This is a genomic window from Sphingomonas sp. IC4-52 (assembly GCF_020707225.1).
Classification (GTDB): Bacteria; Pseudomonadota; Alphaproteobacteria; order Sphingomonadales; family Sphingomonadaceae; genus Sphingomonas.
This window is the reverse complement of the sequence record NZ_JAJFEU010000001.1, coordinates 444,147-458,074: the sequence shown is the minus strand read 5'-3', so window position 1 is coordinate 458,074 and position 13,928 is coordinate 444,147. Positions and strand designations below refer to the sequence as shown.

13 protein-coding genes are annotated in these 13,928 nt (G+C 63.0%); 9 read left to right on the top strand and 4 right to left on the bottom strand.

All coding sequences use genetic code 11. The annotated features are described in order from the left end of the window. The first annotated feature begins 87 nt into the window (after positions 1-87). Together aspS and LK535_RS02190 are read left to right on the top strand one after the other, a co-directional pair. Positions 88-1,911, top strand: coding sequence for an aspartate--tRNA ligase (gene aspS, locus LK535_RS02195; protein WP_227770252.1), 1,824 nt, complete (start codon positions 88-90; stop codon positions 1,909-1,911). A 39-nt stretch (positions 1,912-1,950) separates the two neighbouring features. Next, the gene (locus LK535_RS02190; protein WP_227770251.1) at positions 1,951-2,430 is read left to right on the top strand and encodes a DUF892 family protein; all 480 of its coding nucleotides are present in this window, start codon (positions 1,951-1,953) and stop codon (positions 2,428-2,430) included. 50 nt (positions 2,431-2,480) lie between these two features. On the opposite strand, the gene LK535_RS02185 is transcribed toward LK535_RS02190, so the two are convergent. Further along, positions 2,481-3,113, bottom strand: a complete 633-nt coding sequence (locus LK535_RS02185; protein WP_227770250.1) for a carbonic anhydrase — start codon at positions 3,111-3,113, stop codon at positions 2,481-2,483. Positions 3,114-3,168: 55 nt separating this feature from the next. Between LK535_RS02185 and lipA the strand changes: the two genes are divergently transcribed. After that, the gene (lipA, locus tag LK535_RS02180; RefSeq protein WP_227770249.1) at positions 3,169-4,089 is read left to right on the top strand and encodes a lipoyl synthase; all 921 of its coding nucleotides are present in this window, start codon (positions 3,169-3,171) and stop codon (positions 4,087-4,089) included. Beyond that, positions 4,076-4,558, top strand: coding sequence for a type II toxin-antitoxin system RatA family toxin (locus tag LK535_RS02175; protein ID WP_227770248.1), 483 nt, complete (start codon positions 4,076-4,078; stop codon positions 4,556-4,558). Before lipA ends, LK535_RS02175 begins: the two co-directional genes overlap by 14 nt. Here the strand turns inward: LK535_RS02175 and LK535_RS02170 are convergent. The 3 genes from LK535_RS02170 to LK535_RS02160 are packed head-to-tail and all read right to left on the bottom strand — an operon-like array spanning position 4,495 to position 6,670. After that, positions 4,495-5,022: a CinA family protein gene (locus LK535_RS02170; protein ID WP_227770247.1), complete on the bottom strand. Its 528-nt coding sequence runs from the start codon at positions 5,020-5,022 to the stop codon at positions 4,495-4,497. The two genes, LK535_RS02175 and LK535_RS02170, sit on opposite strands and share 64 nt — an antisense overlap. Continuing rightward, positions 5,019-5,549, bottom strand: a complete 531-nt coding sequence (locus tag LK535_RS02165) for a hypothetical protein (protein ID WP_227770246.1) — start codon at positions 5,547-5,549, stop codon at positions 5,019-5,021. Before LK535_RS02165 ends, LK535_RS02170 begins: the two co-directional genes overlap by 4 nt. Continuing rightward, positions 5,546-6,670, bottom strand: a complete 1,125-nt coding sequence (locus LK535_RS02160) for a bifunctional 2-C-methyl-D-erythritol 4-phosphate cytidylyltransferase/2-C-methyl-D-erythritol 2,4-cyclodiphosphate synthase (protein ID WP_227770245.1) — start codon at positions 6,668-6,670, stop codon at positions 5,546-5,548. The genes LK535_RS02165 and LK535_RS02160 overlap by 4 nt, the downstream gene beginning before the upstream one ends. A gap of 82 nt (positions 6,671-6,752) precedes the next feature. Here LK535_RS02160 and dusB point away from each other — a divergent pair, with 82 nt between their 5' ends. The 5 genes from dusB to LK535_RS02135 are packed head-to-tail and all read left to right on the top strand — an operon-like array spanning position 6,753 to position 13,923. Next, on the top strand, positions 6,753-7,751 hold the full coding sequence (dusB, locus tag LK535_RS02155; RefSeq protein WP_227770244.1) for a tRNA dihydrouridine synthase DusB: 999 nt from the start codon (positions 6,753-6,755) through the stop codon (positions 7,749-7,751). Further along, a complete protein-coding gene (locus LK535_RS02150; protein WP_227770243.1) occupies positions 7,751-8,815 on the top strand; it encodes a two-component system sensor histidine kinase NtrB in 1,065 nt (354 codons plus the stop codon). The genes dusB and LK535_RS02150 overlap by 1 nt, the downstream gene beginning before the upstream one ends. Beyond that, positions 8,812-10,260 (top strand): nitrogen regulation protein NR(I), encoded by a 1,449-nt coding sequence (ntrC, locus tag LK535_RS02145; RefSeq protein WP_227770242.1) that lies wholly within the window; start codon positions 8,812-8,814, stop codon positions 10,258-10,260. Before LK535_RS02150 ends, ntrC begins: the two co-directional genes overlap by 4 nt. Before the next feature lie 52 nt (positions 10,261-10,312). Then, the gene (locus LK535_RS02140; protein ID WP_415837060.1) at positions 10,313-12,550 is read left to right on the top strand and encodes an ATP-binding protein; all 2,238 of its coding nucleotides are present in this window, start codon (positions 10,313-10,315) and stop codon (positions 12,548-12,550) included. Positions 12,551-12,552: 2 nt separating this feature from the next. Then, entirely contained in the window at positions 12,553-13,923 is a 1,371-nt protein-coding gene (locus tag LK535_RS02135; protein ID WP_227770241.1) for a sigma-54-dependent transcriptional regulator, read from the top strand. Positions 13,924-13,928: the final 5 nt, after the last annotated feature.

Here is a 13,928-nt window from a genome sequence, read left to right as displayed (position 1 = left end):
CGACATCTGTTGGCGCTTCGCGGCGGAGAGCGCCACCCTTGCTGCACGATACCCCAGCCTTCGCTGGGGTGACGAGAGAAACGAGACATGCACGCTTATCGTTCGCACACTTGCGCCGCGCTCACCGCCTCTGAGGTCGGCTCTGAGGTTCGCCTGTCAGGGTGGATCCACCGCAAGCGCGATCACGGCGGCGTGCTCTTTGTCGACCTGCGTGATCATTATGGGATCACTCAAATCGTCGCCGACACCGATTCGCCGGCGCTGCCGATCCTGGAAACGCTCCGCGTCGAATCGGTTATCACTATTGACGGGGTGGTGAAGGCGCGTGCCCAGGGAACGGTGAACCCAAACCTCGCGACAGGCGAGATCGAGGTCTTCGCACGCGGCGTGACGGTGCAGAGTGCCGCTCAGGAACTGCCGATGCCGGTCGCCGGCGAGCAGGAATATCCGGAGGACATTCGCCTTCGCTACCGCTTCCTCGATCTGCGTCGTGAAAAGCTCCACGCCAACATCATGCTGCGCTCCAGCGTGATTGCGTCGATCCGCCGTCGCATGGTGGATCAAGGCTTCACTGAGTTCCAGACGCCGATCCTCACCGCGTCGTCCCCGGAAGGCGCGCGCGACTACCTTGTTCCCAGCCGCGTTCACCCGGGCAAGTTCTACGCCCTCCCGCAGGCGCCGCAGATGTTCAAGCAGCTGCTGATGGTGGCTGGCTTTGATCGCTACTTCCAGATCGCGCCGTGTTTCCGTGACGAGGATGCTCGCGCCGACCGTTCACCGGGCGAGTTCTACCAGCTCGACTTCGAAATGAGCTACGTCACTCAGGAAGACGTGTTTGCAGCCATTGAGCCAGTGCTCCACGGCGTATTCGAGGAATTCGCCAACTGGCAGAACAAGGGACGCACCGTCAGCCCGCTGCCGTTCAAGCGCATCCCGTATCGCGAGTCGATGCTGAAATACGGCAATGACAAGCCGGATCTGCGCAATCCCTTGGTCATCTCAGACGTCAGCGGCTTCTTCTCTGGCTCAGGCTTCGGGCGCTTCGCCTCGATCGTTGAGGCGGGCGACGTGGTGCGGGCAATTCCGGCGCCGAATACCGCAGACAAGAGCCGCAAGTTCTTCGACGATATGAACGCATGGGCGCAATCCGAGGGCTTCGCTGGCCTGGGCTATGCCACGCGCAAGGGTGGCGAGTTCGGCGGCCCGATTGCCAAGAACCACGGCGACGTGGGCATGCGCGAGCTGGCAGAAGCACTGGGCCTCGGCCCGGATGATGGCGTGTTCTTCGCTGCCGGTAAGGAAGCGCAGGCGGCGAAGCTGGCTGGTCTGGCCCGTACCCGTATCGCAGAGCAGCTCGACCTGATCGACAAGAACCGCTTCGAGTTCTGCTGGATCGTCGACTTCCCGATGTTTGAATATGACGAGGAGGCGAAGAAGATCGACTTCAGCCATAACCCGTTCAGCATGCCGCAGGGCGAACTGGAGGCGCTGGAGAGCAAGGATCCACTCGATATCCTCGCCTATCAGTATGACATCGTGTGCAACGGCATCGAGCTGTCGTCGGGCGCGATCCGGAACCACCGTCCCGAGATCATGTACAAGGCGTTCGAGATCGCGGGCTACAGCCAGCAGGATGTCGACACAAACTTCGCGGGCATGATCAACGCGTTCAAGTTCGGCGCGCCGCCGCACGGCGGTTCGGCACCGGGCGTCGATCGCATTGTGATGCTGTTGGCGGACGAGCCGAACATCCGTGAGGTCATCGTCTTCCCGATGACTCAGAAGGCCGAAGACCTGATGATGGGGGCGCCGAACTTCGCCACCGCAAAGCAGCTGCGCGAGCTCAACATCCGTGTGACTGCCGAGCAGCCGAGGGACGTCACCAAGGCAGTAGCGCCCGACGCGGGCTAAACTGGGGGAACTCGGCGGCGACGCATGCGCTAAGTCAGCATGTCGCTGACCGCATCGCGCGCCGCCTTGCTCCACGTCGCCCTCCAGGATCTGCGCGCCGGCAAGCAATTGCTGATTGAGCGATTGTTGCCGCTGGCCGAGACAGCGTCCGACCCCAGCCTTCAGGACGTGATCGAGCGTGATCGCGCCAATGCCCGGCGCCACGCCGCCCGGCTCGACGGAATAGCGGACCTTGCGGGTGCACCCGCCAATCTGTGGATGAGCGGCATCCTTGATGACGCGGAGCGCGACGCGCGTAGCCACCAGAGCGGCGCCATTCTCGACACCGCATTGATCGGCGCGCTGCGCAAGGCAAAGGCGGCTGAAGTCGTATCCATCGAGACAGCTATGGCCCTGGCCGGCAGCGAATCACCGGCCATGCTGCCGGCGCTATCGGCAAATCATGCCGAAGATCGGGCGATCGAGGCCCGTCTCGCCCGTTTGCTCGCTACTATCGGCGGCCAGGTTCCGGTGGCCTGAGCCGGCGGAGGCATCGTCCTTGCTGCTAATGAGATGACCCTTTTCGACTCTTAGCTGGCCGGCGCGAATTCTCCATTCTCGTCCATTACCCAGAGCACGCCCTCGCGGATCGAGAACCACGCACCATGGAGCGTCAACTGTCCGGCGGCTTCCGCTTCCTGAACGAACGGGAAGGTGCGGAGGTTGGCCAGGCTGACCCGAACCGTCTCCAGCTCCAACGCGCGAACTGCGTCTTCGCCGTGGCCGTGCTCGGTGGTCACGCGGTCTCGTGCCTCATCGAGAAGGTTGATCCAGCGGGCAATGAAGCCCCCTTCACCTGGGTCAGCCTCGGCGAAGCGCTTGGTCAAGGAGGCGTGAACACCGCCGCACATGCCATGACCCATGACCACGACTTCCTCGACCTTAAGCTGCGTAACCGCGAATTCCAGTGCGGCAGACACGCCGTGACGGCCCCCGCCGATTTCGAACGGCGGAACGAGATTGGCCACGTTTCGGACAACGAAGATCTCGCCCGGCGAGGTATCGAAAACGGTCGCCGGATCCGTACGGCTGTCCGAACAGGCAATTACCATCACCTTGGGAGACTGTCCCTCGGCAAGGTGCGCCCACCGTTCGCGCTCTTCTGCCCAGCCATGTTCCCGGAAACGGCCGTAGCCAGCGACAAGATCGGAGAAGACGGTCATGTTTGCCCTATACGCGTTGTTTCAAGCCGTGGCAGTCGCTATCTCGCGCCGCGACATGACCGAGATTATCCCGCTCGCCCGGCCAGAACGCGCCCGCAAACCCGATTGGATCCGCGTCAAGGCGCCGACATCGGTCGGCTTTGCCGAAACGAAGCAGCTGATGCGACGGCTGAACCTGGCCACGGTGTGCGAGGAGGCAGCGTGCCCGAACATCGGTGAATGCTGGACGAAGAAGCACGCCACGGTGATGATCCTGGGCGACACCTGCACGCGAGCGTGCGCCTTCTGCAACGTGAAGACCGGTATGCCACGTGCGGTTGACCCGCTCGAGCCGGAGCATGTTGCGGTCGCCGCTGCCGAGATGAGCTTACAGCATATTGTGATCACGTCCGTCGATCGTGACGATCTGCCGGACGGCGGCGCATCGCAGTTCGTCAAGGTGATTGAGGCACTTCGCCGGAACACGCCGACTACAACCATCGAGATCCTGACTCCGGATTTCCGCAACAAGACCCAGGCAGCGGTAGAGTCGATCGTTGCGGCGCGGCCTGACGTCTACAACCACAATTTGGAAACAGTACCGCGGCTGTACCCGACCATCCGTCCCGGCGCACGGTACTATGCCTCGCTCCGCCTGCTGGAGAGCGTGAAGCGCCATGATCCTTCGATCTTCACGAAATCCGGTGTGATGCTCGGGCTTGGCGAAGAGCGCCTGGAGATTCATCAGGTGATGGACGACATGCGTTCCGCCGACATCGATTTCCTGACGATGGGCCAATATCTGCAGCCGACGCCTCGCCATGCCAAAGTGGCGGAGTTCGTCACACCCAAGGCGTTTGACGCATATGCCGCAATCGCCCGCGCCAAAGGCTTTTTGCTGGTGGCTTCGTCACCGCTGACCCGGTCGAGCTATCACGCCGGTGACGATTTCGCGAAACTGCGCGCAGCGCGCGAGGCCCAGCTTGCCAAAGCATAGCGAAACGAGAGGGATGCCCTACACGCCGGAGCAGATGTTCGATCTGGTGGCGGACGTGAAGGCGTATCAGGACTTCCTTCCTTGGGTCATCGCCATGCGGGTGCGCCGCGATGCACCCGAAGAAACTGTGGCCGACATGATTGTGGGCTTCAAAGGGTTGCGAGAGACGTTCACGTCGCGCGTGGAGAAGCAGCGGCCGGAGCGGATCCACGTCGACTACGTGGACGGGCCGCTGAAGTACTTGCACAATGAGTGGCGTTTTCGGCCTGATGGCGACGGGTGCCTAGTGGACTTCACCGTCGACTTTCAGTTCAAGAACCGCATGTTCGAAATGCTAGCGGGCCAGGTCTTCACCATGGCCCTGCGCAAGATGATCGGAGCTTTCGAGGAGCGTGCACGAAAGCTCTACGGGTCCGAAGGCTCCTCAGACGGCGGCATCAGCAAATCGAGCGCGCATAGCGCCGCCTGAAGCCGGATCCCGGCGCGACCGAGATCTCCGAACTCGCGCCGGTCCGCCACAACATTGGCGGGGTCGCCGCCCTTTTCGGCGCGAGCGAATACCACGGTACCCACCGGTTTCTTCTCACTGCCGCCGCCCGGGCCGGCGATCCCGGTAATCGCAACGGCGACATCTGCGCCGGTTACTTCCAGAGCGCCCTGCGCCATGCTCCAGGCGGTTGCGATCGAAACTGCGCCGAATGTTTCAATCACGTCCTGGGACACGTGGAGGAGGCCCATTTTCGCTTCATTTGCGTAGCTGACGATCGAGGCTTCCAGCACGTCAGAAGACCCTGGCACCTCCGTGAGTGCGGCAGCGACGAGCCCACCCGTGCAACTTTCGGCCACAGCGACACGGCGTCCCGCGGCCCGATTCGCTGCGATGACGCGTGTAGCCGAAGCGATCAGCGCTTCCGGAAGAAGGCTATCGCTCATCGGCCGGGCGCCGGGCAAACAGGGAGGTCAGGCACCTCGCGAAGGGCCGCAGTACCACGAGCCTTCTCGGCTTTAAGATGCTGTAGGCTGGCCACAACAATCCCCGCGATGTTCCGGGCCGGTAGCGGCTCCAGCAGCGTCATCAACCGGTCAATGGTGCCGCAGTCGGATGTCTGAACCCGTCCAACGATTTGGGGCGCGATGAGCGACGTGATCAATGGCCGCGCGTAGTCCGACTGAAGCAGCAGCATAGACACGCGCGGATCACTGAGTTTGGCGATAGCTCCACGTGCGGTGGGCCAAGCGCGATCTGCCTCTGCCTGGTAGCGGCTGATGAACGGGCCGGACGTCCGGCGGACCAGACTCGAGGCGGGAAGGGTGGTACAAACCCGTCCGGTCTCCAGTATGATATCGGGCAGGGCGACCAGCGTCACGGCCTCTGCCTCTGCGCGGGTGAGGCATGGCGTCTGGGCGAGTGCTGCGCTGGGAAAAGCGAGCAGGGCAACTGCAGCAAGCAAACGCTTCATGGCTGCACTCCGGGCAGGCGGACGGTAGCCACGGCTTGGGTTGCGATGCCTTCCCCCCGGCCGGTGAAGCCCAGTCGCTCTGTTGTAGTCGCCTTCACGCTGACGCGATCGGTTGAAAGCCGCAGAAGTTCCGCGATCCGGTTGCGTATCGCTTCACGATACGGCCCGATCTTGGGCGCCTCGCAAATGATCGTGACATCGACGAAGATGATTTGGCCGCCCCGTGCTTCAACCAAGGATGCAGCGTGGCGCAGGAATTGGCCGGACTCTGCGCCTCGCCATTTCGGATCACTGGGCGGGAAGTGGAGCCCGATGTCGCCTTCTGCGATGGTCCCCAGCACCGCATCAGTGAGCGCATGGAGGGCCACATCAGCATCGCTGTGGCCGGAAAGTCCCTGCGTATGAGGAATCCGTACGCCGCCCAGCCAGAGCTCTTCCCCGTCCGCCAGACGATGCACGTCAAAGCCGGTCGCCGACCGCGTGTCCCACCCGATCCGCGCCTCTGCAGCCGCGAAATCAGCAGGCCAGGTTACCTTTTCTAGCATGGCGTCGCCCTGCACCAGTGTTACCGATCCGCCAAGCGTGCGAACCATCTGCGCGTCGTCAGTAGGTTCGCTACCCGTCCATCCCACGTGAGCACGGCGAAGCGCATCGAAGCGGAACGCCTGCGGCGTCTGTACGCGCGAAATCCCGTCGCGCGGAACGTTCACGCCGTCAGCAGTGACCAACGTGTCGGCCACAGGGAGCACCGGAACTGCACCATCGGCCTGGTCGAGCGCCGCGAGAAGCCGGTCGATGACCTTGGCACTCAGGAACGGCCGCGCGGCATCATGAACCAGGATCCGATCGGCTTGTCCGATCCCCTCCAGGCCACGTCCCACGGACTCTCGACGTGTCGCGCCACCGAGAACAAAGCGGGCGGAAGGCAACGCCGAGCCAAGGAGCGGCTCCTGACCGTCGCCGATCACGACAAGCACGTCATCGATAGCCGGGTTGGCGGACAGAGCAGCATAGCTCCAGGCAAGCATCGGTCGGCCCGCCAGAAGGGTGAATTGCTTGGGCAGCGTACCGCCTATGCGCTCACCCTTGCCAGCAGCCACAATCAGCGCAACGGTCTTCATCGTCGCGGCCGTAGCCGGATCAGAGCCGCCTTGCCAGCGCTGCAATCATCGCTTACCTGCCTGTTTTTCAGGCAAACGATTGATGCGCACGCTCGCTCCCATTCACATTGGCCCCGTCCGGATCGATGAGCCGGTGGTACTGGCGCCGATGACCGGTGTTACCGATCAGCCATTCCGCACATTGGTGCGCCGCTATGGCTCGGGCCTCAATGTCACGGAGATGATCGCGAGTCAGGCTGCGATCCGGGAGACGCGCCAGTCCATCCAGAAGGCGGCTTGGCACCTTTCGGAAGAGCCTGTCTCCATGCAACTGGTCGGCTGCACGCCGCACGAAATGGCCGAGGCAGCGAAGCTGGCTGAGGAAAAGGGTGCAGCGATCATCGACATCAACATGGGATGCCCGGTCCGTAAGGTTACGAGCGGCGACGCCGGCTCGGCGCTGATGCGCGACCTCAAGAACGCTGGCGCCATCATCGATGCCGTGGTGAAAGCAGTCGCGGCACCGGTGACCGTGAAGATGCGCATGGGCTGGTGTCACGACAGCCTGAATGCGCCGGAGCTTGCCCGCATCGCCGAAGATCTGGGCGCTAAGATGGTGACCGTGCACGGGCGCACGCGGAACCAGATGTACAAGGGCTCGGCGGACTGGAGCTTCGTTCGCCGGGTGAAGGACGCGGTTACGGTGCCCGTCATCGTCAACGGCGATATCTGCTCGGTTGATGACGCCCGTGAAGCTCTTGATCAATCGGGCGCAGACGGCGTGATGGTCGGGCGCGGTGCCTATGGCCGGCCTTGGCTGCTCGGCCAGGTTATGGATGCGCTAGTAGGACGACCCGTCCGACCGGAGCCTTCACTCGATGAGCAATACCACCTGATCGTCGAACATTATGAAGCGATGCTAAGCCATTATGGCGAGGTCACCGGCGTCAACATGGCCCGCAAGCACATCGGCTGGTACACCAAGGGTATTCACGGTTCGGCGGAGTTCCGCAACGCGGTCAATAAGGAGCCCGACGCGAAGGTCGTGCTTCGAATGCTGGCGGACTTTTACGCGCCATATCGGAGCCGCGCGGCAGCCTGATGCTGACGCGGCGGGGCCCCGAAGCGGCGGAACTGCTGAGCGCATTGCCGGTTGCCCTGATGGTTGTTGATGCGGAAGGTCGCATCGCTCAGGCAAACGCAGAATGCGAACTGCTCCTCAATCTGTCGGAACGCGCGATGCGGGGACGATCGATCGGCGATGTTCTGGCGCTGCCGGAAGAAGCGGTCGGGCACGATGGAAGGGCGTTTACCGCTTTCGATCTGGCGCTCGAGACGGTTCGCGGCCATCGACTTCGGGTAGACTTGGCCGCGGTGGAGTTGGTTGAGCATCCCGGCTGGCGCATGATCACGCTTCACAATGCGGCAAGTTCCCGACGGCTGGGCGTCTCCGCAGATCGTGCCGCGGCGGCGCGCTCGGCCGTCGGTGCAGCGGCCATGCTCGCCCATGAAATCAAAAATCCCCTCTCGAGCATTCGCGGCGCGGCTCAATTGATCGCTGATGGGGTCGATGCGCAGGTCATGACGAAACTGGTGATTGACGAGGTCGATCGGGTTGCTGCGCTTATCGATCGAATGGAGGATTTCACGGATACCCGGCCGCTGGTCGTCGAGCCGCTGAACATCTATCCGCTACTTGCGCATGCGCGCGATGCGGCACAGGCTGGTTTCGCACGTGGGATCACGATCGAAGAGCGGTTCGATCCGTCGCTTCCACGGGTGCTCGCAAATCGCGATGCGCTGCTTCAGGTGCTGATCAACCTGATGAAGAACGCGGCCGCTGCTTTGGGCGATCGCGGCGAGCGGCGTATCACACTCACGACCTCTTACCGCCACGGCATGGCGATCGCGCCCGGACCGGGCCGACCCCGGCTCCCCTTGCCGATCGAGATCTGCGTGGTTGATACCGGCCCGGGGGCACCCGAAGACATAGCGGAGCACCTGTTTGATCCGTTTGTGTCTAGCCGTCCCGAAGGGAAGGGGCTCGGATTGGCGCTGGTCGACAAGCTGGTGCGCGACATGGGTGGTATTGTGCAATATTCGCGCGAGGGGACGCCAAACGAGACCGTTTTCCGCGTCCTTCTGCCCAGAGCGTCGCAGCGATGAGCGGCGGCAACGTTCTCCTCGTCGATGACGACGACGCGATCCGCACGGTGGTCGCCCATGCGCTGCGCCGTGCCGGTCACCGCGTTAGAACGGCAGCAAGTGTTGCCGATCTGGACCGCGAGCTCCAGCAGAGCGTACCCGACGTCTTGCTAACCGATGTCGTGCTTCCTGACGGCGACGGCATCGAGATAGCCGCACGCCTGAACGCGGTGTCACCGGAGGTGCCGGTGATCGTCCTTTCAGCGCGCAACACCTTGACCACAGCGGTGCGTGCGAACGAAGCAGGGGCCTATGATTACCTGCCCAAGCCGTTTGACCTCGACACTCTGACACGAACGGTTGCCGCCGCCCTGGGCCGACGCGGCGCAAGCCTGCCCTCGCAAGTAGAGGATGAGGATAAGAGCCTGCCCCTGATCGGGCGATCACCCGCGATGCAGGAAGTCTATCGCGTGATCGCACGGGTGGTTTCCAACGACCTCACGGTGCTCGTGTCCGGTGAATCTGGGACGGGAAAGGAACTGGTCGCTCGCGCGATCCACGATCTTGGGCACCGTCGCACGGCGCCCTTCGTGGCGATCAACATGGCGGCAATCCCGCGCGAACTGATCGAAGCGGAGCTGTTCGGCCACGAGCGCGGGGCGTTCACGGGTGCGGCCCAGCGCACGGCTGGCCGATTTGAGCAAGCGGCAGGCGGAACGCTGTTCCTGGATGAGATTGGAGACATGCCGACAGAGGCGCAAACGCGGCTTCTCCGCGTTCTTCAATCGGGAGAATTTACCACCGTGGGCGGTGCCCGCACGATACGCGCCGACGTTCGCATCGTTGCCGCCACCAATCGGGATCTTCAGCAGGCCGTCGCGACCGGGCAGTTCCGTGAAGATCTCTACTATCGCCTGAACGTGGTGCCGATTGCTTTACCCGCGCTGCGGGAGCGCAAGGGCGATATCGCCATGCTGGCGCGGCATTTCCTGGAGCGCGCCGCGGAGTCTGGCCTGCCGCGCAAGACCCTAGATGAGGACGCAGTAAGCGCACTGGAGCAACACGATTGGCCCGGGAATGTCAGGCAGCTCGAAAACCTGATGCGGCGTCTGGCGGCGCTGTCCCGTGATGACCGGATCTCGTCGTCTGAGCTTGCCGCGATGTTGGGTTCTGGCCAGCACGTTGCCTGCCCGGTGCCGGATGACGAAAGGCTGAGCACAGCAGTGCGTGCCTATCTCGAACGACTAGCGCGGTTAGAACCGACCGCGCTGGATAACGGAACCCTCTACGATCGGCTGCTCGCCGAAGTTGAGCGGCCGTTGATCGAGACAATGCTGGCCCGCCACGGGGGCAACCAGTTGCGCGCAGCCCGTGCGATCGGTCTCAACCGCAACACCCTGCGCAAGCGCCTGGACATGCTCGGCATCGATCCGGGGCCTCGACCGCCTGCGCAAGAGTTGCGGTGAACGCCTCAAATATGTGTTTTCTCTGCAACACTCTTGTTGTAGCCTTGCTTCGATGAACGCCGGTTCGGCACCTGGGATTGATCCGGCCTCTGTGCCGCAGCGCCCGACCGTGACGCCTGTTATGGAAGCAGGCGTGCTAGGGATCGCTGTCGCCATCGCGGTAGCTACCTATTACGTCATTGCGCATACGGGTCGACCGGAGGGCTTGATAGCGCCCGGCATCATCGCGCTTCTGCTCGTCGCAAACCTGGTGCCCGGTGTGGCGCTGATGATGCTGCTTGGCCGGCGGATCGCCCGCCGTCGCGCGGCACGCTCGCCCGTTGGCGGCGAGGGACGGCTGCACGTCAGGCTCGTCGCGCTGTTCTCAAGCCTCGCTGCAGTGCCGATGGTGCTTGTGACCATCGCCGCGTCGCTTCTGTTCCAATATGGTGTACAGTTCTGGTACTCCGACCGTGCGAGGGGCGTGTTTGAGAACGCCGCGTCCCTGACTCGGACGTCGTACAACCAGATCCTTCAGCGCTGGGAAGAAGCCACCGTCACGATGGCGACGGATATCAGCCGCGAATTGGAGGAGCGGGCCATCGATGACCCCCGCTTTGGGGCGTTCCTGTTCCAGCAAACCTACTTCCGCAGCCTGTCAGAGGCATTGCTGTTTCAGGTGTCGCCGAATGGCGAGCTCCAGACCCTGGCCTTCGTGAACCCTTACGACCTTGATCTGGCGCGGCAGGTGTCCGCCGATGCCGTCGGGCAGTTGCGACGGGGCCAGCGGAGCGTCGTGACGGTTACCGGTGATCGTATCCAGACCGTTACGCGCTTGCCTGGCTCTGCAAGGGTGTACCTCTACGCCGCGCGGGTCACCAATCCCAAGGAGATGACCACTCAGACGGAGCGAGCGGAGGCGGCTCTCGCCAATTACCGCAGCCTGCTGGTGCGCGCGCGGACCTTGCAACTTCAGTTCAATGCCGCCCTGCTACTCCTGTCTCTCTTGATCGTTGGTGTTGCAGTATGGATCGCCCTCGCTGTTGCTGATCGCCTGGTGCGGCCCGTTGCGGAACTCGTCGATGCCGCGCGACGGGTGGAACGAGGCGATCTTTCCGCACGGGTTCCGGAAACCCGCGAGCGGGACGAAGTGGGCACCCTGTCTCACGCCTTTAATCGCATGACGGAGCGGTTGGAGGAGCAAAACACGGCGCTTGTCACCGCGAACTCTCAACTCGACAACCGGCGCGCGCTGATCGAGGCGGTAATGTCGGGCGTGTCCGCTGGCGTGGTGTCGATTGCGCCTGACCGGACTATCCGGCTGATCAACAGTTCCGCTCAATCGCTTCTAGGATTGACGGACACTCCGATCGGCCGCCCCCTGGCAGTCGTGGCACCCGAGCTGAACGCGCTGCTGGAGGGCACCGCACGCGAAGCGATCATCCAGCTGAACGCGGCTGGAGAAGCTCGCACCCTTGCAGTCCGGATCGCCCGAGACGGTACTGGGCCGATCCTGACGTTCGACGACATCACCCAGCAACTGCTCGATCAGCGCCGAGCCGCCTGGTCCGACGTAGCGCGACGGATCGCGCACGAGATCAAGAACCCACTTACTCCCATTCAGCTCGCGGCCGAACGACTACAGCGGCGCTACGGCGCAAAGGTAGAGGAGGGGGATACCACTTTCGCTCGTCTGACCGAGACGATCGTTCGCCAGGTCGGCGACCTCCGCCGGATGGTCGACGAGTTCTCCTCATTCGCTCGAATGCCGAAACCCGAGTTCCGCGAGGAAGCGCTGGTCGACATCGCCCGGCAGACGATGTTCCTTCATGAGGTGGCACATGCCGCCATTCACTTCGAGCTCCGGCATGACGAACCTGGCCCCACCTTGGTCTGCGATCGTCGGCAGATCGGCCAAGCGCTCACCAATATTGTCAAGAACGCCGTCGAAGCGATCGAGGGGACCGGTCGCGGAGCCGGTGAAATCCTGATGGAAGTGGCAGAGGTGGGAGGACGGGCAGTGATCACCGTGGCAGATGACGGTGTGGGCCTGCCGGCCGAGCGCGACCGTATCGTCGAACCTTACATGACCACACGTGCCCGGGGCACGGGTTTGGGCCTCGCGATCGTCAAGAAGATCGCAGAAGAACATTTCGGAACGATTTCGTTCGCCGACCGTCCCGAAGGCGGAACGCTCGTGACAATGACTTTCGACACAACCATGCTGGCCGGCCTGATCGGCCGGGAAGATGACTCCAGCGACAACGACGGCGGAGAGCTCGCCGCGCTTACCCGAAATCGGACTGCATAATCATGGCGCTAGACATCCTCGTCGTCGATGACGAACTTGATATTCGCGAACTGGTATCCGGCGTACTCGAAGACGAAGGATATGAGACACGCAGCGCGGCGGACAGCGACGCGGCGCTTGAAGCCATCGCAGCGCGCCGCCCCAGCCTCGTCATCCTGGACGTCTGGCTTCAGGGGTCCCGGCTGGATGGACTAGAGCTTCTCGCCGAAATCAAGCGACGGGATCCGTCCATTGCGGTACTGGTGATCTCCGGGCACGGCAATCTGGACACGGCCGTAGCCGCCATCAGGCAGGGCGCTGCCGACTTCATCGAGAAGCCGTTTCAGGCCGAGCGCTTGCTGCTGATGGTGGAGCGCGCGACAGAAACCGAGCGTCTGCGCCGTGAGGTGGCGAGCCTGCGTCTCTCCGCCGGCCGCGACACGGATCTGACCGGAAGCTCCGGCTCTATCAACACCGTCCGGGCGACGCTGAAGCGGGTGGCCGCAACCGGCAGTCGGGTCATGATTGTCGGCCCGGCCGGCGTCGGCAAGGAAGTGGCCGCGCGGCTGCTACATGGCTGGAGCCAGCGCGCGAGCAGCCCCTTTGTCGTGGTCAGCGCCGCCAACATGACCCCCGAGCGAGTGGAAGAAGAATTGTTCGGGGTGGAAGAGGGCGGGGACCTGGTTCGTCCCGGCCTGCTCGAACAGGCACATGGCGGCACGCTGTTTCTTGATGAAATCGCCGACATGCCGATCACTACGCAAGGTCGCATCCTGCGTGTGCTGACGGACCAGAGTTTCACCCGGGTTGGCGGTACGAGGATCGTGAAAGTCGACGTTCGCGTGGTGTCAGCCACGGGACGTGATCTGACCCAGGAGATTGCAGAGGGGCGGTTCCGAGAGGATCTGTACTACCGGCTCAACGTTGTTCCCGTCTCGATCCCGCCGCTGTCGGAGCGGCGCGAGGACATACCTGCGCTGGTGGAGCATTTTGTAGCACACTACGCCGCCGAACGCCGTGTAAGCACGCCGGAGGTCGCCACCGACGCCATGGTGGCTCTGCAATCCTACGACTGGCCAGGTAACGTGCGCCAATTGCGCAACGTGGTGGAGCGTACGATCATCCTCGCGCCGGGTGACCGGATCGGGAGGATCGACGTCGACCTGCTGCCCGCCGAGGTTTTGGGGGATCAGGGCAGCGGCGGCGGTTCCAATACCATCATGGGCGCGCCGCTCCGCGAAGCGCGTGAAACGTTTGAACGCGAGTATCTGAAGGTTCAGATCCGTCGCTTCTCTGGAAACATTTCGAGGACGGCTACCTTCATCGGGATGGAACGCTCCGCGCTGCACAGGAAGCTGAAACTACTCGGCATTACGGAAACCAAGGACGATTGAGCCGC